The 26,930-nt window shown below is 68.6% G+C and carries 2 protein-coding genes; both read left to right on the plus strand.

Annotated elements, in window-relative coordinates; genetic code table 11:
- Positions 1-224 precede the first annotated feature (224 nt).
- Complete coding sequence (locus OG225_RS10145; protein ID WP_405181424.1) at positions 225-1,427, plus strand: esterase/lipase family protein; 1,203 nt, start codon at positions 225-227, stop codon at positions 1,425-1,427.
- Positions 1,428-2,411: 984 nt separating this feature from the next.
- Positions 2,412-26,927: a non-ribosomal peptide synthase/polyketide synthase gene (locus OG225_RS10150; protein WP_405181425.1), complete on the plus strand. Its 24,516-nt coding sequence runs from the start codon at positions 2,412-2,414 to the stop codon at positions 26,925-26,927.
- Positions 26,928-26,930 lie beyond the last annotated feature (3 nt).

Consider the following 26,930-nt stretch of genomic DNA (forward strand, 5'->3'; position numbering starts at 1 on the left):
CGCGGTTTTGGTAGAACAGTGCGCTCGGCGACGCGGTTCCTATGTGTGATTTGTGCGCGGTACCTAGCGCGTGTCGGTGTCGTTGATGAGCTGTCCAGAGGCGGTTCGTTGTCTGGGAGAACGGGGTGGTGCGGACCTAGCGTTCGGGGCAGTTTCGGTCTCTTTCGACCGAAGTCGTGGCCCACCGGGCCCGGAACACCGATGTTCTCCAGGAAGGCAATCGAATGAAACGACGTATCCGCCGTCGTGGTTCGACAGTTCGGACCAGTGCCGCTGTCATGATGGGCGTTTGCGTCCTCGCCATGAACTTCACGGCGGCCTCGGTGCGAGCCGAGCCGCAGCCCGCGCCCACCGAACAGAATCTGGCCGACTACATCGCCGCGGGCCGCAAGGCGGAGCCGGTGGCGGGTTCGGGGTCCGCGTGCAACTCCGGCAGTGGGGCGGGTTCGGGAAACGGCTCGGGCGACTGCTACGGCGGTTCCGGGAGCAGTTCTGGCCTGTCCGGTGGATACGCCAGTGACACGGTCGGTTACGGCCCGCCGCAGACGGCCTGGCTGTCGGCGTTCGCCTACGGCATGAGTCATCCCGATGTCGCGCCGCCGGGCACCAACGACTGGAACTGCAAGACCACCGATCCTGATCGCAGGCCGGTCGTCGCGCTGCACGGCACGTGGATGAACGCCTACAACGGTTTCGCCTACATGGGCCAGCCGATGAAGGACGCGGGATTCTGCGTGTTCACCTTCAATTACGGTAGGTCGTCGCTGATACAGGGCGGCGGAGTCGGCGCGCTGCTTCCCGGGGTGATGGGCACGGGCTACATCCAGGACGCGGCGAAACAGGTCGCCGTCTTCGTGGACCGTGTGCGCGCCGCGACCGGCGCGTCCGAGGTCGATATCGTCGCCCATTCCCAGGGCGGCTCGATGGCGAATTGGTACGTCAAGTACGAAGGCGGTGCGGACAAGGTTCGCAAACTCGTCACCTTCGGCGCGACCCATCACGGCACCACCCTCGACGGCATCGGCGCGCTCGGCCGTGCCATCAACAACTTCGGCATCGACATCCTCGGTTTCGTCGAATTGTTCGTCGGGCACGCCGGAATTCAGCAGACCGTCGGTTCGGATTTCACGAACCGGCTGAACGCGGTCGGCGATACCGTGCCGGGTGTCGACTACACCGTGGTCGGTACGAGGTACGACGAGGTCACCACGCCCTTCGACTCGACCTTTCTGAAGGCGGGCCCCGGCGCGACGGTCGACAACATCGTTCTGCAGGACGGATGTGATTCCGATATCTCCGACCACCTGACGTTCATGTATTCGCCCCGAGCGCTCTCCATCGCGCTGCGCGCGCTCGATCCCGTCGGGCATCCGCAGTTGACGTGCACATTCAATCCGTGGCTGATCGGCGGTGGCGGTTCACTCTGATCCGACGCAAGACCCGCGTCGCGCCGTCGGGATCGAGACCACTCTCCACGATCCCGACGGCGCGACGCATCGCCCATCGGCACGGCCCCGGTCGGCTGTCGGTTCCCCGACCGCTCCCGCCCCGGCCCGTCCGATGGAGATGCCCACCGAGCGGACTCCGCACCGTCGCTCGGTGGGCATCGGGCATTTTTCAGGGGGCCACAATGGATCGTGCGCGGGACCGGGGAGTTCAGCGAACGGCGGTCTGACGGATTCGATGGGGTGCGCGGGCGGATTTGTCCGGTCCGTGCCGAGAGGTCACTCTCGACCATTTGTGAAAATCTCTCTACTCACAGATGCGTGAAACCGGGTGTCGAATCAACGGCTGACTTCTTCCGATCCGAACACCTTTCCGCTCCGAATATATACTCCTCGATCGAGTAAAAGCGACCGGTTGGTCTGAACTGTTCTTACCGCTCAATCGAGCAGTACAGCAAACTATGGTCAACCCTCTCCGCGTGCTCGCGGGTATCGGGTGATGACAAAAGCTGTTCTGGGCTGCGGGTATGGTGTCGGCGAGACGAACGGCATCCCGGCGATGTGCTGCTGTAACGCCTCTGCCACGCGAAACGAACACGATGTGACCGGTATTCCCGTCGCAACCGTGTCGTAGTGTGCGTCTACACTGACGGAATCCGGCCGGTTCTCCGGTGCTCTACGAGCTCGATCGCTTCATGCACGTAAAAATTGCGCGTTTCAAACAGGGATGTCGGCAATATTTGGGCAATGGAGGTGGGGAGTCGCTGTAGCTAGGCCGATCAGGACGCGATTGGGCGTCCAATTGCGGGCGTACAGGTTATACGCGGTTCGAGATCGGCGCTTCGAGATCAGGGGTGGCGCCGCGTCAAACGGATGAACTCGCGTACTCGGGGAAATTCGGATGCGGAACGCACGGGTATCGCGCTGTGCTTCTGTGCCTCCGAATATGAAAAAGGGGTCACACGAATGAATCAGAAGTCCGACGTTTCCGGTGGCACGATCGTGGATCTCATTCCACTGTCGAGGGCGCAGTACGGCATGTGGCTGGCCGATACTCTGCCCGGCGGACCCCCGGTCAATATCGCGCACTACCTGGAGATCGAGGGCCCGATCGACCTCGACGCGTTCGCACGCGCCGTGAACGATGCCGGGCACGAGATGGAATCGCTCCTGGTGCGCGTCGTCGAGTCGGACGGTCGCCCTTATCAATTCGTCGACCACACCATGGAGTACGACGAGCCCGTACTCGATTTCAGCGGCGACGCCGACCCTGTCGCGGCGGCGCTGGAGTGGATGAGCGCCGATTACAGCACCAAGGCGCTCGATCTGAGCCGCGATCAACTCGCCGTCACGCGACTCATCCGGGTCGGACGGGATCGGTACTTCTGGTATGCGCGCGCCCACCATCTCGTCGTGGACGGATACGGCGCGTTCAATTCGCTGACCCGCTGCGCCGAGCACTACAACGCCCTACTCGAAGGGCGAGCGCCCGCGCCGCTGGTGGCGGCGACACTGCACGATGTCGCCGAGGCCGAGCGCGCCTATCGCGAGAGTCCCAGATTCGAAGCGGACAGGGCATATTGGCTCGACAAGGTGTCCGGCCTGCCGAAACCGGCGAGCCTGTCGGGGCGCACCGCGCGCTGGGCCAAGGACGACCGCGTCGCCGGTCAGGAACTCCCGTCGCACCTGTCCGACGCGCTCGATCGTTTCGCCGAGGATCTGCACGCCTCCGAAGCGCAGGTCGTGATCGCCGCTTTCGCCGCGTTCCTCGCGAGGATGACGGGCACCGACGATGTCGTGCTCTCGATGCCGGTCTCGGGGCGCGTCACCAAACGCCTGCGCAACGCCGCGGCGATGCTGGCGAACATGGTGCCGATCCGCTTCGCCGTCGGTGCGAGCACCACGGTCGAGGACATCGTGCGGGCCTCGGTGTCCGAACTGGTCGCGGCGATGCGGCATCAGCTGTACCGCTTCGAGGATCTGCGCCGCGAATCGGACGCGCTCGACGCCTCGGCGAACTCGTTCGGTCCGATCGTCAACATCCTGTTCTTCGACTCCGAGATCCGGATGGGATCGGCACTGGGCCGGTACCGCGCGCTCACCTCGGGCACACTCGACGACCTGCAACTGAACATGTATCGCTCGGGCGCCGACGCACCCCTGCTGATCGAACTGCACGGCAACGGAAACCTGTACGGGCAGGACGAACTCGAGACCCACGCGGCCCGATTCATCGAATTCCTGCGCAGGCTGCTGGAATCGCCACGCGGTACCCCGATCGCCGCCATCGATCTGCTCGACACCGCCGAGCGGAGCCGTATCGTCGGCGATCTCGCGGGCCGCGACGGCGCGAGGCCGTCGGAGACGCTGGTCGAATTGCTGGCACGGCAGGCGGCCGCGACGCCCGAGGCGATCGCCGTCACCTCGGGGGACATCTCCCTGACCTATCGCGATCTGGACGAACGGTCGAACAGGTTCGCCCGCAGGCTCATCGCGCGCGGCGTCGGCCCGGAATCGCTCGTGGCCATCGCGATGCCGCGCGGGGCCGAGGTCGTCGCCGCCACCCTCGGCGTGCTGAAAACCGGTGCGGGATATCTGCCGTTGGATCTCGCGCATCCGGCCGACCGGCTCGAATACATTCTGGCCGACGCCGATCCGATCCTCACCGTGACCAGCGGTGATGTCCGTGACCGGGTGCCGGGCGATCCGGCCAGGGTCGTGCTCTTCGACGGGACGGGCCGCGCCGACGGCGATTTCGTCGCTCGGCCGATCATCGATACCGATCGGATCGCGCCGCTGCGTTCGGATCAGCTCGCCTATGTCATCTACACCTCCGGCTCGACCGGACGTCCCAAGGGTGTCGCGATCACCCACCGCAGCGTCTCCACGTACCTGGTGAATTCCTGCGCCGAGGCCGGAATCCGGGCCGGGGACGTCTGGACCTTCTTCCATTCGTATGCCTTCGACTATTCGATCTGGGAGATCTTCGGACCGCTCGTCACGGGTGGACGTGTCGTGGTCGTGGACAGCCGGACCACCCGGTCACCGGCGGACGTCGTACGCCTGGTCGCGCGGGAAGGGGTGACGGTTTTCAGCCAGACCCCCTCGGCGTTCTACCAATTCGCGGCCGCGCGACAGCGCTACGCCGACGCGGGCGAGCCGGACGGTCCGCTGTCGCTGCGGCTGGTCCTGCTCAGCGGTGAAGCGCTGCAACCGGCGCTGCTCGCGAACTGGTACGACCGGAACCCGGCCCTGCCGACGCTGGTCAACAGTTACGGGATCACGGAGACCACCGTCTTCGTGACCTATCTCGGCCTGTCGTCGAATATCGCCGTCGCGGGCGCGCCGAGTGCGATCGGTCCCGCGCTGCCGGGCTTGCGCACCTATGTGCTCGACCAGCGGTTGCAGCCGGTGCCGCTGGGCGCCTGGGGTGAGATCTATGTCGCGGGCGAACAACTCGCCCGCGGCTACCTGAACCGCCCGTCGTTGAGCGCGAGCCGGTTCGTCGCCGACCCGTTCGGGGAACCCGGCGGTCGGCTCTACCGCTCCGGGGATATCGTGCGCTGGAACAACCTCGGTGAGCTCGAGTACCGGGGTCGCGGTGACCAGCAGGTGCAGCTGCGCGGGTTCCGCATCGAACTCGACGAGATCCGCAACGCGCTGACCGGGCACGACAGTGTCGCTTCCGCCGCGGTCATCGTCCGCCATCCCGACACCGAGGCCGCGGGCCTCGTCGGATACGTCGTGCCGGAACCGGGCACGACCTGCGACCCGGAAACCCTGCGCGCGCACGTCGGTTCGGTGCTGCCGGAATACATGATCCCGGTGGCGATCGTGACCTTGGACGAATTGCCGCTCACCGTCAACGGAAAACTCGATCTGCGCGCACTGCCCGAGCCGGTCTTCGAATCCGCCGCACCCTATGTCGAGCCGCGTACCGTCGCCGAGGGGCTGATCGCCGACGTCTTCGCCGAAGTCCTCGGCACCGACCGCGTCGGGGTGCTCGACAGCTTCTTCGACCTCGGAGGCAACTCGATCACCGCGACCAGCGCGGTCGTGCGCATCGCGGAGGTGATGGGTTGCGAGGTCTCCGTGCGCGACCTGTTCGGCCATCCGACCGTCGCCCGCCTGGCCACGCGGCTGAGCGAGGCCGAGCGCACGACCCGGCCGCCGCTGCGCGCGGTACACCGGAGCGATCCCATCCCGCTCGCGCCCGCGCAGAACCGGATCTGGATGCTCAACCAGGCCGACCCGACATCGGGCGCCTACAACATTCCGCTGGTCCTGCGGTTGACCGGCACACTCGATATCGCCGCGTTGCGCGCGGCGCTGACGGATGTGATCGAACGCCACGAGACCCTGCGCACGGTGTATCCCGTCGTGAACGGGCAAGGCGCACAGGTCATCCTGCCCGCCCACACCGTGGTCGCCGAGTTGACGCCGATGGTCGGCCCCGACGATCCCGACGAGATGAAAGCCCTCATCGGCACACTTGTCTCCGCGGGCACCGACCTGCGCACCGATCCGCCGATCCGGATCACCCTGTTGTCGACACCGGACCGTGCCGAGCACGTCCTCGTCGTCGTCCTGCATCACATCTGCTGTGACGGCTGGTCGTTGCGTCCGCTCGCGGCCGATGTGGCGGGCGCCTACGCGGCCAGGGTGGAGGGCAAGTCGCCGGAGTGGCGTCCGCTGGATGTGCACTACGCCGACTACAGCATCTGGCATCGCGCACTGCTCGGCGACGAGAACGATCCGGCCTCGCTGTCCTATCGTCAGCTCGACTACTGGACCCGGCGGCTGGTCGGAAAGCCTCCGCTGCTGGAGATTCCCGCCGACCGTCCGAGACCCGCGCGTCCGTCGCTGCGCGGCGAGGTCGTCACCGCCGCGATCGCCGCGGAGACCTTCGCGGGGATCGAGCGGCTCGCGCGCGCGTCGAATGTGACCACTTTCGTCGTCGTGCACGCCGCGCTGGCGGTGCTGCTCGCCCGGCTGTCGGGGGAGCAGGACATCACCATCGGCACGCCCGTCGCGGGCCGGGGTGAACGCGCGCTCGAACCGCTTGTCGGCATGTTCGTCAATACCGTTCCGCTGCGCACCGAGATCCGTTCCGACGAGAGCTTCGCCGCGTTCCTGACGCGGGTCGGCAACGACGACGTCGACGCGTTCGCCCACGGTGATCTGCCGTACGAGCGGATCGTCGACGCCGTCGAACCGCGTCGGTCGATGGCCTACGCGCCGCTGTGCCAGGTGTATCTCGTGCTCGAGAATACGGGTCGCGCGAAGGTGGCACTGTCGGATCTCACGGTCGAGGTGCTCGACCGTGACGCGGAGCCCGCGAAGGTCGATCTGATCGTGACCGTCGCGGAGAACGTCTCGGACGGCGGCGATGTCGTGGTGCGGATCAACTACGCGACCGACCTGTTCGACCGGGAGTCGATGGAGGTCTTCGCCGAACGCTGGACTCGGCTCCTCGCGGAATTCGTCGCCGAACCGCGTCGGCCGGTGGGTGCGGTGAACATCCTGTCCGCGTGGGAGCGGCAGGCATTGGTGCCCGCGTCGGGTGTGGCGGGTGTGGGTTCACATGTGCTGTGCGACATGCTGTGTGTGCGTGACGCCGACGCGGTGGCGGTGGTTTCGGGTTCGCGGTCGGTGTCGTACGGCGAGTTGGACGAGTGGTCCTCGCGGTTGGCGCGATTGCTGATGTCCGAGGGCGTCGGTCCGGGCGACGTCGTCGGCCTGGTGATGGGCCGTTGCGCGGAGTTGGTGGCGGGGATGTGGGCTGTGACGAAATCGGGTGCCGGTTTCGTCCTGGTCGATCCCCGGTATCCGGTGGAGCGCGTGGCCGGGATGCTGGCCGACGCCGGTGTCGGTATCGCGCTGTCGGTATCGGAATCCCTCGCGGTCGTGCCGGGCGGGGTGCGGGTCGTGGCGCTGGACGGACCCGCCGCGCGGGCCGATCTCGCGGATTACTCGCCCGAGCCGGTGACCGATCTGGATCGGGTGCGTCCTTCGCGGGTTTCCGATGTGGCCTATGTGCTGTTCACTTCGGGGTCCACGGGTGTCCCCAAGGGCGTGATGGTGACCCACGAGGGTCTGGCGAATTTCGCCGCGGAGCAGGCGGTTCGGTACAGCGTGGACGAATCGTCGCGGGTGCTCGCGGTGGCGGCGCCCGGATTCGACGCGGTGATGCTGGAATTGCTGATGGCGCACGTGTGCGGCGCCGCGCTGGTGGTCGCGCCGCCCGAGGTCTTCGCCGGTGCGAAACTGGCGGAATTGATCGCGGGGGAGCGGGTGTCACACGCCTTCCTGACGCCCAGCGTGCTGGCGACCATGTCGCCCGAGGGGCTGGATGGCCTGCGGGTGCTGGTCGCGGGCGGCGAGGCCGTGTCTGCGGAACTGGTCGAGGTGTGGGGCACCGGTCGCTCGTTGTTCAACGGGTACGGCCCGACCGAGACCACGATCATGGTGGCGATCTCGGATCGGCTGCGTCCCGGGCACCGGGTGGTGCTCGGCGGCCCGGTCCGCGGTGTGGAGTGCGTGGTCCTCGACCGTCGGCTGCGACCGGTTCCGGCGGGCGCCACGGGTGAGTTGTATGTCTCGGGACCGGGTTTGGCGCGCGGGTACATCGGACGTGGCGGTGCGACCGCCGGAGTGTTCGTCGCCGCGCCGTTCGGCACGGGGGCCCGGATGTACCGGACCGGCGACCTTGTGCGGTGGGTCGACGGCGGGGTGCTCGAGTTCATCGGGCGCGGCGATTTCCAGGTGAAGGTGCGTGGCCAGCGGGTCGAACTCGGCGAGATCGAGGCCGTCCTCGCCACACATCCCAGCGTCGCCACCGCGATCGTGGTCGGTGTCGCGACCGAGGCCGGAACCAGGCTCGCCGCCTACGTGCTGCCCGCCGTCGGCACCGTGGACACCGCGGAACTGCTGGGCTACGCGGGCAACCGCCTGCCGTCGCACATGGTGCCGGACGCGGTGCTCGTGCTCGACGAGATGCCGCTGACCTCGGTCGGCAAGATCGATCGTGCCGCGCTGCCCGCACCGGTTTTCACCGGTGCGGCCGAATACGTGGCGCCGCGCGACGCCGCCGAGCGGATGGTGGCGCAGATCTGCGCCGAGGTACTCGGCGTCGAGCGCGTCGGAATTCTCGACAGCTTCTTCGAACTCGGCGGCAACTCGTTGACAGCCACCAGGTTCACCGCGCGGCTGGGCGCCGAATTCGGTGCCGAGGTCACGTTGCGCGCGATCTTCGAGGCGCCGACGATCGCGGAACTCGCGCGTCATCTGCGCACCGCGTCCGCCCCGGCGCGCGAACCACTCGAGCCGCAGCGCCGTCCGGATCGGATTCCGCTCTCGCCCGCACAGGCGCGCATGTGGTTCTTCAACCGGTTCGACCCGACGTCGGCCGTCTACAACGTGCCGATCGTCGTCCGTATGTCCGGGGAACTCGATATCGCCGCGATGCGCGCCACGATCGGCGACATACTCGACCGCCACGAGTCGCTGCGGACCGTCTACCCGGACAGCGACAGCGGCCCGCACCAGGTCGTCCTCGCCGTCGACCAGGTGCTGCCGGATCTCGAGCCGGTCGGTGTCGCGGACAGCGAGCTCGAGGCGTCCATCGCCGCGGCGGCGACGATCGGCTTCGATGTCACCGCCGAGGTGCCGTGCCGGATCACGCTGCTGCGCAGCGCGCCGGAGGTGCACACGCTGGTCATGGTTGTGCACCACATCAGCATCGATGGTTCCTCGCTCGCACCGCTCGCGACGGATCTGATGACGGCCTACCGCGCGCGGGTCGGGAACTCCGCGCCGCAGTGGCCGCCGCTGCCCGTGCAGTACGCGGATTACGCGCTGTGGCAACGAAAGCTGCTCGGCGCCGATAACGATCCCGACAGCCCGACCGCCGCGCAGACCGCCTACTGGCTGTCGGCTCTCACCGATCTGCCCGAGGTACTCGATCTGCCGACCGATCGTCCGAGGCCCGCCAAACAGTCGTTCCGCGGCGACACCGTCACGGCGGCACTGCCCGCCGATCTGCACCGCGCCGTGGTCGCGCTGGCACGTCGCCACGACGCGACGGTTTTCATGGTGATGCACGCGGCGTTCGCCGCGCTGTTGGCACGGCTCTCGGGCACCGGGGATATCGCCGTCGGCACGCCCATCGCGGGCCGCGGTGAGCCCGGGCTCGACGGTCTGGTCGGCATGTTCGTCAACACCCTCGTGCTGCGTACCCGGATCGAACCCGACGCGACCTTCCTCGGGATCATGAACCGGGTACGCGAGGCGGATCTGTCGGCGTTCGAGAATGCCGACATCCCCTTCGAACGTCTCGTCGAGGTGCTCAATCCGCCGCGCACGACCTCCCACGCTCCGCTGACACAGGTGGGATTCTCCTTCCAGAACATCGAGATCCCCACCGTGAGTTTCGAGGGGATGACGGTCTCGGCCCACATGGCCGATCCCAGTGTGGCGAAATACGATCTGCACCTGAGCCTGGTCGACAGCATCGGGCCCAACGGTGAACCGGCGGAGATGGCCGTCGAATTCAGCTATGCCACCGACCTTTTCGACGATGTCACGATCCGTTCGATATTCGACAGGTACGCGCGGCTGCTGCACGCGGTCGTCGCCGAACCCGATCGGGTGGTCGGCGATGTCGACCTGCTGACCGCCGAGGAGACCGGCACGCTGGTCGCGCACTCGACCGGCCCGATCACCGACGAGCGGCCGTCGACGATCGCCGAACTGTTCGCCGCGCAGGTCGGCGCCCGCCCCGACGCCACGGCGGTGATCGACGCCGATACCGGCGAACAGCTCACCTACCGTGAATTCGGCGCGCAGGTCGACGCGTTGGCTCGGCAGCTGAACGGCCGCGGCGTCGGCCGGGGTTCGGTGATCGCGGTGGCGATGAATCGGTCCGTGGATCTGCTGCGGACGCTCTACGCGATCCACCGGGCGGGCGCGGCCTACCTGCCGCTCGACCCGGACCACCCGGTCGAACGGATCAGGACCGTGCTCACCGCGGCGCGGCCCGACCGGATCATCGTCCGCGCGGCCGATCCGGTGCACCTGCCCGACGAGGTGGCGCCGTGGACGCTGGAGGAACTCACCGACGCCGACGCGACCACCTCGGCGGTGGGCGGAAACGAGTTCGGGCCGCCGCCGCATCCACTCGATCTCGCCTACGTCATCTACACCTCCGGTTCGACCGGCGTCCCCAAGGGCGTCGCGGTACCGCACGGCGCGGTGGTGAACCAGTTGCGCTGGCTGCGGAATCACTACGGGCTCGGCGGCGACGACGTGATGGTGCTGCGCACCCCGGTCACCTTCGACCTCTCGGTCTGGGAGTTGTTCTCCGCGTTGACCTGTGGCGCGGCTCTGGTCGTCGCCGGTCCGAACGCGCACACCGACCCCGCCGCCGTCGTCGCGCTGATGAACGAATACCCCATCACCACGGTGGATTTCGTGCCGTCGCTGCTCGCGGCCTTCCTGGAGACTGCGGGCCCCGACACCGTTCCCGACGACTGCCGGGTGCTCTGCATCGGCGAGGCGCTTCCCGTCGAGACCGTCCGTCGTTTCCGCGAACTCAGCGGTGCCCGGATCGACAATCTGTACGGCCCGACAGAGGCCGCGGTCAGCGTCACCGCGCACCGGATCGACTCGCTCGACGGCACCGCCGTGCCCATCGGCGTTCCCGAGGCCAATGTGACCGTGCACGTGATGGATTCGCGCCTGCGGCCGGTTCCGGTCGGGGTGACGGGTGAGCTGTACCTCGGTGGCGCCCAGCTGGCACGCGGATATCACGGACGGCCCGGTGTGACAGCCGCGGCGTTCGTCGCCGACCCGTTCGCGGACGGGGGCGCCGCCCGGATGTACCGCACCGGCGACCTGGTCCGCCGCGACGGCGCGGGTGTCCTGCACTACGTCGGCCGCGCCGACACCCAGGTCAAGGTGCGCGGTCTGCGGGTCGAGCTCGGCGATATCGAAGCCGCCCTCGTCGCCGTCGACGGTATCGACGCGGCCGTGGCGCTGGTCCGCGCCGCGGGCGGCGAACAACGACTGATCGCCTACGCGGTAGCGGGAGAATCGTTCGACGCCAAGAAGATTCGCGGCGAGCTGATGTCGAGGCTGCCCGCCTACATGGTGCCGTCCCTCGTCATCAGGATCGACGCGGTACCGCTGACGGTGAACGGCAAACTCGACTACCGAGCGCTGCCGACACCGGACCCGAGCCATTTCGCCTCCGAATACCGGGCACCGTCAGGTGTGGTCGAGCAGAGCATCGCCCGGGTCTTCGGCGAGCTCTTCGACCGGCCCGAGGTCGGCGCGGACGACAGCTTCTTCGAACTCGGCGGCAATTCGCTGATCGCGACCCGCGCGCTCAGCCGCATCGGCGAGATGGTCGACGTCGCGATTCCGGTTCGGGCCATCTTCGAGGCCCCGACCGTCGCCGGTCTGGCCGAACGGATCGCGCACCTGCGTTCGGTGCCGAACCTGCCCGCACCGACCCGCAGGCAGCGCCCGGCGCGCGTGCCGCTGTCACAGGCACAGACCAGGATGTGGTTCCTCAACCAGTTCGAACCGGAATCGGCCGGATACGTCGTGCCGCTGGCGATCCGGCTCACCGGCGACCTCGATGTGGCGGCGTTCGCCGCCGCGTTCGGCGATGTCGTCGAACGCCACGAGAGCCTGCGCACCGTCTACCCCGCGATCGACGGGGTCCCGTCGCAGGTCGTGCTCGACGCGGCGGAGGTCGTCGGGCGACACGACCTCACACCGATCGCGCTCGACGAGCACGAACTTCCCGCCACGTTGGCCGAATTCGTCGGGGCCGGATTCGAGGTCTCGGCCGAGGTGCCGCTGCGCGCGGCGCTGTATCGGCTCTCGGACCGGGAATGGTTCGTCGCGATGGCGATGCATCACATCAGCTGCGACGGCTTCTCGGTCGCGCCGCTCGCGAACGACGTGATGACCGCCTACCAGGCCCGCGCACTCGGCAGGCCGCCGCAATGGGCCCCGCTCGCCGTGCAATTCGCCGATTACGCACTGTGGCAGCTCGACGTTCTCGGTGCCGCGAACGATCCGGCGTCGCCGGTCGAGCGTGACCTCGCCTACTGGCGGTCCCGGCTCGCGGGTGTGCCCGATCTGCTCGAGTTGCCGTCGGACCGACCGCGGCCCATCGAGCGGACCCAGCGCGGCGCGGTACTGCGCGCGAGGATCCCCGCCGATCTACAGGGGCGGATCGAATCGCTGGCGCGGCGCTCGGGATCGACGACGTTCATGGTCGTCCACACCGCGCTCGCGGTGCTGCTGTCGCGGTTGTCGGGCAGCGATGACATCACGATCGGGGTGCCGCACGCGGGCCGAGGCGATCGGTCGCTGGACAACCTGGTCGGCATGTTCGTCAACACGTTGGTGATGCGGACCCGGGTCGATCTCGACGACTCGTTCACCGAGGTGCTCGAGCAGGTGCGCCATGCCGCCCTCGAGGCGTTCGACCACGCCTCGGTGCCCTTCGAGCAGGTGGTCGACGCGGTGAAACCCGCACGCTCGACCTCGCACACGCCGCTGTTCCAGGTGATGCTGGCCTACCAGAACATGGCGCGCGCCCGACTCGAACTGCCGGGACTCACTGTCGAGAACGTCGATCCGGGCGACAGCGCCGCGATCTACGACCTGCTGCTGATGGTGGCCGAGGAACACGGACCGCACAACGAGCCCGCGGGAATCTCCGTGCGGGCGACCTACTCCACCGACCTCTTCGATGAACACACGGTGCGCCACTTCACCGAACGTCTGATCCGGATTCTCGACGCCGTGGCGACCGACAGTGAATCGGCGGTCGGCGCGGTGGCGCTGCTCGACGAGCAGGAGCGGTCGCACGTCCTCGAGCGTTGGAACGACACCGGGGGCTCGTGTGCTCCCGGCGCCACCCTGGTAGACGCCTTCGACGCCCAGGTGGCACGGACTCCCGACGCCGTGGCCCTGCGCGTTCCCGGTGGAATCACCTGGACCTACCGGGAGTTCGACGCGCGCGTGAATCGCCTGGCCCGTCTGCTCATCGCGCGTGGCGCGGGACCGGAGCGGGTGGTCGCGGTGGCGATCGGCCGCTCGGGCGAACTCGTGACGGCGTTGTACGCCGTGATCAAGGCGGGAGCGGCGTTCCTGCCGATCGATCCCGGTAATCCCGCCGCCAGGATCGCGCACGTGCTCGACACCGCGAAACCGCTGATCGTGCTCACGACCTCGTTGGACGGCACCGACCTGCCGGAAGGAGTCGACACCGTTCCGGTCGACGGGCTGGACCTGCGCGGGCTGTCGGACACACCGATCGCCGACGGGGAGCGCCGGGCCACGCTGCGGCCGGACAACACCGCCTATGTGTTGTTCACCTCCGGCTCCACCGGAATCCCGAAGGGCGTCGCCCTCACCCATGCCGCGACCGCGAGCCAGCTGGAGTGGGCCCAGCGCCAGTGGCCGCACGACACTTCCGATGTCGTGCTCCACAAGACCCCGATCACCTTCGATATCGCCGTCTGGGAGTTGTTCTGGCCTTTGCGGACCGGTGCGCAGATCGTCGTGGCCGAGCCCGACGGGCACCGCGACCCCGCCTACCTGGCGCGGGTGATCGCCGACCAGCGGATCACGACGGCGCATTTCGTGCCGTCGATGCTCGAGGTGTTCACCGAATTCGTCGGTGCCGCCACGCTTCCGGCTATGCGCCGGGTGTTCGTCTCGGGTGAGGCGCTCTCGCGCCGCGTCGCCGACGACGCGGCGACGGTGTTCACGCACGCCGACACTGTGAACTGGTACGGCCCGGCCGAGGCGGAGGTCGTCACGTCGGTGCGGCTCGGCGAGGATGCGGGGGATTCGGGCACCGGTGCGATGGTGCCGATCGGTGCGCCGATCTCCGGGATGCGCGTCTACGTCCTCGACGCGGGCCTGCGTCCGGTGCCGGTCGGCGTCGTCGGCGAATTGTATGTCGCCGGTGTGCAATTGGCGCGCGGGTATCAGGGCAGGGCAGCACTCACCGCAGGCGCCTTCGTGGCGAATTCCTTCGGTGCACCCGGACAGCGTCTGTACCGCACGGGTGACCGCGTGCGGTGGACCGAGTCCGGGACGCTGGAATACCGGGGCCGCAGCGATTTCCAGGTGAAGGTGCGTGGTCAGCGCGTCGAACCCGGCGATATCGAAGCCGCGATGCGCGCCATCGACGACGTCGCCCGCGCGGTGGCGATCGTGACCGCCGAGCGGATCGTCGGATACGTCACCCTGGTGCCGGGGGCGCGCGTCGACGGCCGCGAGATCCGCGACCGCCTCACCCGTTCGCTGCCCGGCTATCTCGTTCCGGCCGGTGTGCGGGTTCTGGAATCGATGCCGCTCACCGCGAACGGAAAACTCGACCGGGCGGCCCTGCCGCGACCGGTATTCGACGACCGCGAGGAATTCGTGCCGCCGCGCACCGACCGCGAAGCGGTACTCGCGGGGACGGTCGCCGAGCTCACGGGCGCCGATCGGGTGAGCGTGAGCGCGAATCTGTTCGAGATCGGCGTCAATTCGCTCTCCGCCGCCCGGCTCGCGGCGCGCGCGCAGACGGCACTCGGCGTCGACGTGGGTATCCGTGACATCTTCGACGCCCCCACCGTCGCCGGACTGGCCGAACTGCTGGCGACGCGTTCGACGTCGACAGAGCTGCCGCTCGTCGCGTGGCCACGTCCGGCCGTGGTGCCGCTCGCGAACGCCCAGCGGCGGATGTGGCTGCTCAACCAGCTCGATACCTCCTCACCGGCCTACAACATCTGCTTCGCCGCCCGACTGACCGGCCGACTCGATATCGACGCGTTCCGCGCGGCCTTCCTGGACGTCATCGGCAGGCACGAACCGCTGCGGACGGTCTACCCGGTCGTGGACGGTGAGCCGTGCCAGTTGGTGCGGGAACTGTCGGGTATCGGCGTCGAACTGGTGCCCGCACCGCTCGCGGTCGCCGACGAGGCCGAGATGACGGCCCGGATCGGTGAGACCGTGCGGGCGGGATTCGATGTCGCGCTGGCGGTCCCGCTGCGCGTCCGACTCCTGCGGACCTCCGAGCAGGAGCACGTGCTGGTCGTCGTGGTCCATCACATCGCGGCGGACGGCGCGTCGATGCCCCCGCTGGCCCGTGATGTGTTCTCCGCGTACGCGGCTCGTACGGCGGGCCGTGCGCCGGGGTGGGAACCGTTGGCGGTCCAGTACGCCGATTACGCCCTGTGGCAGCGGGGTTCGCTCGGTTCGGAGGACGATCCGGCCTCGCAACTCAGCACGCAGATCGAATACTGGTCCCGCACCCTGCGCGACGCGCCGGAACTGCTCGACCTGCCGACCGATCGGCCGCGTCCGGCCACCATGTCGATGGTCGGCGGCAGCGTCCGCTTCGACATCCCCGCGCGGCTGCACGACGACATCGTGCGGGTGGCCAATCGCGAGGGTGTCACGGTCTTCGTCGTCCTGCACGCGGCGCTGGCGATCCTGTTGGCGCGCACCGCGCACAGTTCCGACATCTCGATCGGCACCCCGGTCGCCGGGCGCGGACGGCGTGAACTCGACGATCTGGTCGGCATGTTCGTCAACACGGTCGTCCTGCGTACCCCGATCCGTGAGGACCGGACCTTCGCGCAACTCCTGTCGGAGATCCGCGATATCGATCTGGAAGCCCTCGCACACGCGGATCTGCCCTACGAGCGACTGGTCGAAATCCTCGATCGGCCTCGATCGGCGGCGTACTCCCCGCTGTTCCAGGTGATGTTGGGGTGGCAGCACGCCTCGGCGTCGCGCTTCGAATTGCCCGAGATCGCGGTCGAACCCCTCGATCCCGGTATCGCGCAGGCCAAGACCGATCTCACCGTCCTGGTCACCGAACGGCTCGAGGGCGACCGTGCCGCGGGCATCGGCGGCGAGATCGTGTACGCCGAGGATATTTTCGATGCCGCGACCGCACACGCCTTCGCGGACCGGTTCCTTCGCATCCTGGACGGCCTCGTCGCCGATCCGGCACGTCTCGTCGGTGCGGTGTCGCTGCTCGGCGACGAGGAAACGGCACGACTCGTGCCCGCGTCCGGTGGTCCGGTCGGACTCGCGCGGCTCTACCCCGATCTTCTCGCGGATTCGGTCGCGGCGGCCCCCGACGCGATCGCCCTCATCGGCGTCACCGAGACGTTGACCTACGCGGAAGTCGAGGACAGGGCCAACCGGCTCGCCCGTCACCTGCTGACCATGGGACTCGGGCCGGACGATTTCGTCGCGCTCGCCGTCCCGCGCTCGGTCGACTATCACATCGCCATGTGGGCCATCGCGAAAACCGGCGCGGCCTTCGTCCCGGTGGACCTGCGGTACCCGGCGCGTCGCATCGACCACATGGTGCGGGATTCCGGCACGAGTATCGGTATCACGCTGACCGGGTCGCTGGCGGCGTTGCCGGACGGTGTCCGGTGGGTGGCCCTCGACGATCCGGACACGGCCTCCGAGATCGCCGCATGCCGTGCGACCGCCGTCACCGACGCCGAGCGCATCAGGGCGCCGCGGATCCAGGACGCGGCGTACGTGGTCTACACCTCCGGGTCGACCGGTACTCCCAAGGGCGTCGTCGTCACCCACGAGGGTCTCGCGGGTTTCGCCGCCGAACAGCGCGATCGTTACCGGGTGGAGCGCGATTCCCGGGTGCTGCACGTGTCGGCGCCCGCGTTCGACGCGGTACTGCTCGAGTCGCTGATGGCATCGCAGGCGTCCGCGGCGCTGGTGATCTCACCGCCGGATATCTTCGGCGGCGCCGAATTGGACGACCTGATTCGCGAACACGGGGTGACGCACGCCTTCCTCACCCCCGGTGTCCTCGCGACGATTCCGGCGACCGGCCTCGAATCGGTGCGGATGCTCGCGGTCGGTGGCGAGAAGGTCGGTGTCGACGCCATCGCGCCGTGGGCGGCGGGGCGCAGGCTGCACAATATCTACGGGCCGACCGAGACGACGATCGTCATCACCATCAGTGACCCGATGCTGCCCACCGACTCCATCACCATCGGCGGTCCGATCCGTGGTGCGGCGGCGGTGGTTCTGGACGCCGGGTTGCGTCCGGTGCCGGTCGGAGTGGCGGGGGAGCTGTATCTCGCGGGCCCGCAGCTGTCGCGTGGGTACCTGAACCGGTCAGCGCCGACGGCGGGCGCCTTCGTCGCGAATCCGTTCGGCGACTCGGGTTCTCGCATGTATCGGACCGGCGACATCGTGCGCTGGACCCGCAGCGGAGCCCTGGAATACATCGGCCGCGTCGACTTCCAGATCAAGATCAGGGGTCAGCGCATCGAACTGGGCGAGATCGACGCCGCGCTGATCGCCTATCCGGCGGTGGCCGCCGCGGTGACGGTGGTCCGCAGCGGACCGGGCGGTCAGCCCGCGCTCGCGGCCTACGTGGTCGCTGAGGCCGGAAGCGCCGTCGACCGGGTCGACCTGCGCACCCGGGTGTCGACCGTGCTGCCCGCGCATATGGTGCCCGCCGTGATCACCGTGCTGGACACGATGCCGCTCGCCTCGACCGGCAAGGTGGATCGCAGGGCCTTGCCCGAACCCGATTTCGACAGTGCCGTCACCGATCTCGTCGAGGTGTCGGGCGATCTGGAACGGACCGTTGCCGCCGCGTTCGCCGAAGTGCTCGGGATCTCCGCGGTAGGCGCGACCACGTCGTTCTTCGCGCACGGCGGCGATTCCATCATGGTGATCCAGCTGGCGTCGCGGTTGAAGTCGGCGGGTGTGCTCGTGACGGCCAGGGATATCTTCGAGCGCAGGACGGTGCGGGAGCTGGCGCGAGTGGCCGGCGCCGCCGACCGTCGGGCGCTCGAGGAGTTGCCGGGCGGCGGTGTCGGCGAGATTCCGGCGACACCGATCGTGTCCTGGTACCTCGAACGACTCGGTACCGCGGACCGGTTCGCGCAATCGGTCCTGGTGCGGCTGCCCGGCGTGGCCCGCGTCGAGGACGTGACGGCCGTCGTACAAGCGGTGCTCGACCAGCACGACATGTTGCGGGCCAGGTTGCGCGACGGGCGTCTCGAGGTCCTGCCCGCCGCCGATGCCGCGGGCTCGGTGCTGGTCCGGACGTTCGGCGAGGCGCAGGCTCCCGGTGGGGACGGCTTCACCGCCGTGCTCGAGGCCGCGGCCGCCGAGGCGGCCGGACGTCTGGATCCGGCGGCGGGACGGATGGCGCAGATCGTCTGCCTGCTGCCGGAACCGGGTGTCGACTCCGACGGCCGCGCCCTGATCGTCATCCACCACTTGGTCGTGGACGGCGTCTCGTGGCGAATCCTGGTGCCGGACCTCATGACCGCGTGGCAGCAGCACACGCTCGGCCAGGGCATCTCGCTGCCCGCGCAGGGCACATCCATGCGCCGCTGGGCACACGCTCTCGCCGAGGCCGCCACGGCTCGAGCGGGCGAGATCGACCTGTGGGAGCGGACGAGCGGCGCCGTCGATCCGCAGCTGGGTTCCGCCGCGTTCGACCCGGCACTCGATATCCAGTCCACGGTCCGCCAGGTGACGATTTCCATGCCGACGACGGTGACCTCGGCGCTGCTGCACGCGGTGCCGGAAGCCGTGCACGGCAGTGTCGACGACGCGTTGCTCGCAGGACTGGCCGTCGCCGTGGCACGGTGGCGCGCTCGGAGTGGCGTCACACACACCGGCCTGAAGGTGCTCGTGGAGGGACACGGACGCGAGGAACGGATCGCCGAAGGCGCCGACCTGTCGCGCACCGTCGGTTGGTTCACCAACGCCTACCCCGTCGCGCTGGAAGTGGGCGACACCGGAACCGATATCCGCGCGACGGTGAAATCGGTCAAGGAGCAGTTGCGCGCGATCCCGGACAAGGGGATCGGGTACGGCCTGTTGCGGTACCTGAATCCGGACACCGCGGGCAGGCTCGCGTCGACGGCCGAACCGCAGATCAGTTTCAACAATCTCGGTCGGGTCGGCGTCGATGTGACGACCCTGTCCGAATACGCCTGGAGCCCGGCGGACGAGGAATTCGACCGCAGGGCGGCGTTCGACCAGGACATGCCCGCCGCCGCGGCCCTCACGATCGACGTCCACGTCGAGGAGACCGAAACGGGTCCGCGACTGTCCGCCTACGTCGGCTACGCCTCGCGTCTGCTCGAGCACGACGACGTGGTGGCACTCGCCGACGAATGGGTTGCCGCCCTGATCGCGATCGCCACCGAATCGGAGCTGGACCGCGATTGGGGCCTGTCCCCGGCCGACGTCCCGCTCATCGAACTCGGTCAATCCGATCTCGACATCTTCGCGGACAGGTATGGGCCGCTCGCCGACGTGTGGCCACCGGCCCCGCTCCAGGCGGGCCTGCTGTTCCACGCCGACCTCGCCGTGGGCGGACTCGACGTCTACACGGCGCAATCGGTGCTCACGCTGGAGGGCGCGCTCGATCAGGACCGACTCGAGCGCGCGGTGTCCGCCTTGCTCGAGCGCTATCCGAACCTGCGGGCGGCCTTCACCCGGACGACGCGAGGCGTCGCCGCGCAGATCGTTCCCGCCGAAAGCGCGATCTGCTGCGCCAGGGCGGACGCGAGCGGGGACGAGGCGGCAGTGCGGGCGCTGGTCGAGGCGGAGCGCACCCGCGCGTTCGATCCCGCGTTGCCGCCGTTGCTGCGGTTGCTGACGGTCACCGCCGGACCGCGTGACTTCCGTCTGGTGCTGACAGCGCACCACCTCCTGCTCGACGGTTGGTCGTTGCCGCTGCTGTGGCGAGAGTTGATCGGGCTGTACGCGGTCGACGCTCGGCACGAACTGCTCCCCGCCCCGGCGAGCTACCGCGACTATCTGGCCTGGCTCGACGGTCGTGACCTGTCGCAAAGCCTCGACGTGTGGCGCGAGATGTTGCGCGAGGTCGACGAGCCGACGCTGGTGTCGGATTCGGCGCTCGGGACGACGGCGGATGTCCCTGTCGATCTCGAGGTCGTCCTCGATCGCCGCGTCACCGCGGAACTGGAGGAATTCGCCCGTTCCCGTTCGGTGACGATGGCGACGATGGTGCAGTTCGCGTGGGCGGTCGTTCTCGGGAACCTGCTCGGCGTGGAGCGAGTGGTGTTCGGCAGCACCGTATCCGGGCGTCCCGCCGAGTTGCCGGGCGTGGAATCCATGATCGGTCTGTTCATCAATACGGTGCCGGTGGCGGTGCGGGTCCGCCGCGACCGGACGATCGAGCAGTCGCTGGCGAACCTGCAGGCGGACAACACCCGTCTGCTCGATCACCACTACGTCGAACTCTCGCGGATCATGTCGGCCACCGGCGCGGCGGCGCTGTTCGACACCCTCGTCGTCTTCGAGTCGTACCCGGTCGACAGCAGTGGGCTGGGCGAGGTCGATATCGACGGCATGCGGGTGGTCGGCGCGACGGGAACCGACGCAGCGCACTACCCGATCACCGTGCAGGCGCATCTGCTCGAAGAACTGCACCTGCGGGTCCGCTATCAGCGCGCGTCCGTCGACGACGGCACGGCCGCGGGTCTCGCCGCGCGTCTGGAAACCGTATTGCGCGCCGTCACCACCGATCCCTCGGCGCTGCTCCGCGAGGTCGACCTGCTGTCGGCCGCCGAGCACCGCGCATCGGTTCCCGCGTCGGGCGTAGACGGTGTGGCGCCGCGCGTGCTCGGCGATGTGTTGTGCGCGGGTGATCCGCAGGCTCCCGCGATCGTGTCGGAGTCACGGACGGTGTCGTTCGGCGAGTTGGACGGATGCTCGTCACGGCTGTCGCGTTCGTTGATCTCGGAGGGCGTCGGACCCGGCGACGTGGTCGGACTCGTGATGGGCCGCGGCGCGGAACTGGTCACCGGGATGTGGGCGGTCGCGAAGGCTGGTGCGGGTTTCGTCCTCGTCGATCCCCGGTATCCGGTGGACCGCGTCGCGGCGATGCTGCGGGACGCGGACGTGCGCACCGTGCTGTCGGCGTCGGTGGACGCGAGCGCGGTGCCACAGGACGTTCGGGTGGTGGTCTTGGACGATCCGGCCCTGGATTCGGAATTGGAGAGGTACTCACCCGCGCCGGTGTCGGATGCCGACCGGGTGCGACCCTGCCGGGTCTCCGACGTGGCGTACGTGCTTTTCACCTCCGGATCGACCGGTGTGCCGAAGGGGGTGATGGTGACACACGAGGGGTTGGCGAATTTCGCTGTCGAGCAGCGTGATCGGTACGACATCGATAGCTCCGCGCGGGTGCTCGCCGTCGCCGCTCCCGGTTTCGACGCGGTGGTGCTGGAACTGTTGATGGCGCACGCGTGCGGCGCGGCGCTCGTGGTCGCGCCCCCGCAGGTGTTCGCGGGTGCCGAACTGGCCGAACTGATCGCCCGCGAGCGGGTATCGCACGCGTTCGTGACGCCCAGCGTGCTGGCGACGATGTCGCCGGAGGGGCTGGAATGCCTTCGGGTGCTGGTCGCGGGCGGCGAGGCGGTATCGGCCGAACTCGTGGCGGTATGGGGTGTCGGTCGGTCGCTGTTCAACGGATATGGGCCGACCGAGACCACGATCATGGCGATGATCTCGGATCGACTGTCCCCGGCGGACCGCGTCGTGATCGGCGGGCCCGTTCGCGGCATGCGGTGTGTGGTCCTGGATCGGTGGTTGCGTCCGGTTCCCGAGGGCGTGGTCGGCGAGTTGTACGTCTCGGGACCGGGTACGGCACGCGGGTACGCGGGCCGAGGCGGGGCGACGGCGTCCGCGTTCGTCGCGGCGCCGTTCGGCCACGGCGAGCGGATGTACCGCACCGGTGACGTCGTCCGGTGGTGTGACGGCGGAGTGCTGGAATTCGTCGGGCGCGGCGACTTCCAGGTGAAGGTGCGCGGTCAGCGGGTGGAGCCCGGTGAGATCGAAGCGACCCTGCTCGACCACCCCGCGGTGCGTCAGGTCGTGGTCGTGCTCCGTGCGGACGACCGCGGTGTCGACCGGTTGGCCGCCTATCTCGTCGCCGACGCCGACACCGATACCGCCGAGGTGGCGGCTGCCGCGCGGACGCGACTGCCCGGGCACATGGTTCCCGAGGTCTTCGTCGTCCTGGCGGCGCTTCCGCTCACCAACACCGGCAAACTCGATCGTCGATCGCTGCCCGCACCGGATTTCGTGGATCGCCGCGAGTGGGTCGCTCCGCGCACCGATATCGAATGCGTGGTGGCCCAGGTGTTCGAGGACGTGCTCGACGTCGAGAAGGTCGGCGTGCTCGACGGTTTCTTCGAACTCGGCGGCAATTCGCTGTCGGCGACGCGGGCGGCCGCTCGGCTCGGTGCGGCCCTCGGGACGCGCGTCGGCGTGCGCGACCTGTTCGAAGCGCCGTCGGTCGGCGTGCTCGCCGCGCGCCTCGCCACCCTCGACCGGGTCGAGCGGGCGCCACTGACCAGGCGTGCGCGCCCGGATCTGGTGCCGCTTTCCCCCGCGCAGCAACGCATGTGGTTCTTCAACCAGTTCGACACCTCGGTGGCGGCCTACAACGTGCCGCTGCTGGTCCGGCTGAAGGGCGAACTCGATATCGACGCGATGCGGCGCGCGTGCGCCATGGTCGTCGCGCGGCACGAATCGCTGCGTACCAGGTACCCGATGACGGGGGGAACCCCGCACCAGGTGATCGTCGACGCGGCGGAGATCACGCACGTTCTCGACCCGGTCGTCGTGGACGAAACGCAACTGATGGCTCGGGCCGCGGCCGCGGTGTCGGTGAGTTTCGATGTGACCCAGGCACCCCCGGTCCGGCTGGATCTGTTCACCCTGAGCGCGACCGATCACGTCCTGGCGATCACCGTGCACCACATCTGCGCGGACGGGCAGTCGATGATGCCGCTCGCCAGGGATGTGGCCGCGGCCTATGTGGCGAGCACGCACGGCACCGAACCCCTGTGGCCCGAACTCGCGGTGCAGTACGCGGACTACTCGATGTGGCGTCGGGAAATGCTCGGCGACGAGAACGATCCCGATTCGGTGATCTCCGAACAACTGCGGTATTGGCGGGACACGCTCGCCGGCCTGCCCGAACTGCTCGAACTGCCGACCGATCTGCCCCGTCCGGCGATCGCCTCCATGCGCGGCGGCGCGGTCGACTTCGAGATCTCCTCGGCGCTGTGGTCGCGGATGGACGAGATGGCGCGTCAGGCGAACGCGACGGTGTTCATGGTGTTGCACGCCGCGCTCACCGTTCTGCTGTCGCGGCTCGCCGGTGTCGACGACATCGCCGTCGGCACACCGGTTTCCGGCCGCGGTGAACGCGAACTCGACGATCTCGTCGGGATGTTCGTGAACACCGTCGTGCTGCGGTCGCGGGTCGCGTCGCGGCAACCGTTCGCGGAGTTGCTCGCCGCGACGCGCGATGCCGACCTGGCCGCGTTCGCCCACGCGGACGTGACCTTCGACCAAGTGGTCGAGATGCTCAATCCGCCTCGGTCGACGGCGCACCTGCCGGTGTACCAGGTGACCCTGGACGTCCAGAATCTGCGCGCCGCCGCGCTGACGCTGCCCGACCTGGTCATCGAGCCGATCGAGCACGGATACGAACAGGCGCAGGCGGATCTGAACGTCAAACTGGTCGATCGCTACGACGACAAGGGCGCCAGGGCGGGGATGTCGGGCCGTCTGACCTATGCCAGTGATCTGTTCGTCGAGGAGACGATGCATCGCTTCGTCGACGCGTTCGTCCGGATCCTGGAGACCGTGACCGAGGAACCGGCTGTCGTCGTCGGTGATATCGGCCTGGTCGACGCCGCGCAGCAGCTCGAGATCCTCGCGGCGGCGGGCACCGACGGCATCGCGGTGCCGGAAGTGACTCTGGCGCGGCTGTTCTCGGACAGCGTCGCCGCGCACCCGGACGCGGTCGCCGTGAGCGACGGCGTCGTGCGGCTGACCTATGCCGAGCTGGATCGCCGTGCCGAGGCCGTGGCCGCGCGGTTGACCGAATGCGGCGCGGGTCCGGAAACACTGGTGGCCGTGGCGCTGTCGCGGTCGGTGGATCTGGTCGTCGGGCTGCTCGGTGTGATCAAGGCGGGAGCGGGATATCTGCCGCTCGATCTCGCCTACCCGCGCGAGCGGGTGCGGTTCGTCCTCGAGGACGCCGCGCCGGTGGTGGTGCTCACCGCCGCGGCGACGGCGTCGGACGTACCGGAATGCTCGGCTCCGGTGGTGTTCGTCGAGGACTGCGGACAGGTCGGCCTGCGGACACGGCGCACCGCCGTGCCCGAGGCCGGACCGGACAATGTCGCCTATGTCATCTACACCTCGGGATCGACGGGCAGGCCGAAGGGGGTCCTGGTGAGCCACCGCCAGGTGGTCACCCTGTTCACCAGGGCCGCCGAGCGTTTCGATCTCGGTCCGGACGACGTGTGGACGATGTTCCATTCGTACGCCTTCGATTTCGCGGTCTGGGAGATGTGGGGCCCGTTGGTTTCCGGCGGACGCGTGGTGGTCGTCGACCACGACACCTCGCGGGCGCCGGACGCGCTGGTCCGGATACTGGCGCGGGAGCGGGTGACGGTGCTGAGCCAGACACCGTCGGCGTTCTACGGTTTCGCCGACGCCGAGCGTCGGTACCGGGAATCCGAGGGTGCGGCAGGAGAACTCGCGCTGCGGTACGTGGTGCTCGGCGGCGAGGCGCTCGACACGTCCAGGCTGACCGATTGGTTCGCCGCGCACGAGCCGGACGCGCCGCGCGTGGTGAACATGTACGGCATCACCGAGACCACCGTGCACGTCACCTATTCCGAACTCGGCGGCCCGAACTCGGCGGTGGACAGTTCGGCGGTGGACAACGCGGGAATCGGCACGCCCCTGCCGGGTCTGCGCGCCTACGTGCTCGACGATCGGCTCCGTCCCGCCCCGATCGGGGTCGTGGGGGAGATGTACATCGCGGGTGACCAACTCTCCCGCGGTTATCTCGGCGCCCGCTCGTTGGCCGCGAGCCGTTTCGTGGCGAATCCGTTCGGGCCCGCGGGCTCCCGGCTGTACCGTTCCGGCGACACCGCACGTTGGCGGCGCGCGGCGGACGGCCTGGAGTTGTCCTACGCGGGCCGCGCGGACGCGCAGGTGCAGTTGCGCGGATTCCGTATCGAATTGGGTGAGGTGGAATCGGCGCTGCTGCGTCATCCCGCCGTGACCCAGGCCGCGGCCGCGGTGCATCGTCACGAACTCGGCGTGGATCAGTTGATCGGCTACGCGGTGGTGGACGGGCACGGTATCGATCCCGGCGAGATCCGCGCGACGGCGGCGCGGGTCCTGACGAGTTACATGGTGCCCTCGGTGGTGATGGTGCTGCCCGAACTGCCGCTGACGATCAACGGCAAACTCGATCGCAAGGCATTGCCCGGACCCGATTTCGGCGAGTCGGTCATCGAATTCGTCGCTCCGCGTACCCGGTCCGAGAAAGTGCTCTGCGAGGTCTACGAGAAGGTGCTCGGTGTCGCGCGGGTCGGTGCGACGAACGGATTCTTCGACCTGGGCGGTAATTCGCTGCTCGCGACGAGCGTGGTGATCGAATTGCGCTCCCGTGGCGTGACGATCTCGCTGCCGTGGATGTTCGACGATGCCACGCCGGAGGCACTGGCGCGCCGAGCGGACGAGGCGGAGGGCGGTTCCGGCCTCCAGGTGCTGCTTCCGCTGCGCGCCGGCGGGTCCAAACCCGCCATCTTCGGTGTCCATCCCGCGGGCGGCCTCGCCTGGTTCTACGGCGGCGTGGTCGAACATCTCGACCGGGACCGGCCGGTGTTCGGGTTGCAGGATCCGCACGTCGTCGCGGGCGAACCGTGCGCGGATTCGGTGGACGCGCTCGCCGAGCGGTATGTGGCCGAGATTCGCCGGGCACAGCCGAACGGGCCGTATCACCTGCTCGGCTGGTCGCTCGGCGGTGAGATCGCCCATGCCATGGCGGTGCGCCTACAGCGTGACGGCGATCAGGTCGGCACCCTGGCGGTGCTCGACAGTGTCGTCGGCTGGGCCGACGGGCAGCCCGATCCCGGCATCGTCGCCATCAACGGCCACACGCCGGGCGAGCTGATGGCGGATCTGCTCGGCGGCTGGCGGGAACTGTTCGACCTCGGCGACGCGGTGTCGGCACAGACCCACGAGCAGGCATGGGGTGTTATCCGCGATCAGATCGTCGCCACCGGGATGTTCACCGCCGACCAGGTGGATCGGTTGATGACCAGTTTCGAGACGGCAGGCGATATCGCGCGCGACTACCGTCCCGAGGTCTTCGACGGCGACATGGTCGTGTTCACCGCGGGCCGGGACCGCAGCGACCACGACGCCATCGCCAGGACGTGGCGGCCCTACGCCACCGGCGAGGTCCACAACACGGTGGTGGACGCGCGCCACCTCGAACTGACCCATCCCGCCGCGCTGGCCGTCGTCGGCCCGATCCTGGAGCGGTTCATGACGGGCGTCGAGGAGGCGGCGCTGTCCGCGACATCACGGGAGTAGCGC

The sequence above is a fragment of the Nocardia sp. NBC_01377 genome, assembly GCF_045040005.1.
GTDB lineage: Bacteria > Actinomycetota > Actinomycetes > Mycobacteriales > Mycobacteriaceae > Nocardia > Nocardia noduli.

What these genes read in the sequence shown, in the direction of transcription:
- OG225_RS10145 (WP_405181424.1), top strand. Translation starts at nt 225, where the DNA reads ATGAAACGACGTATCCGCCGTCGTGGTTCGACAGTTCGGACCAGTGCC.
- OG225_RS10150 (WP_405181425.1), top strand. Translation starts at nt 2,412, where the DNA reads ATGAATCAGAAGTCCGACGTTTCCGGTGGCACGATCGTGGATCTCATT.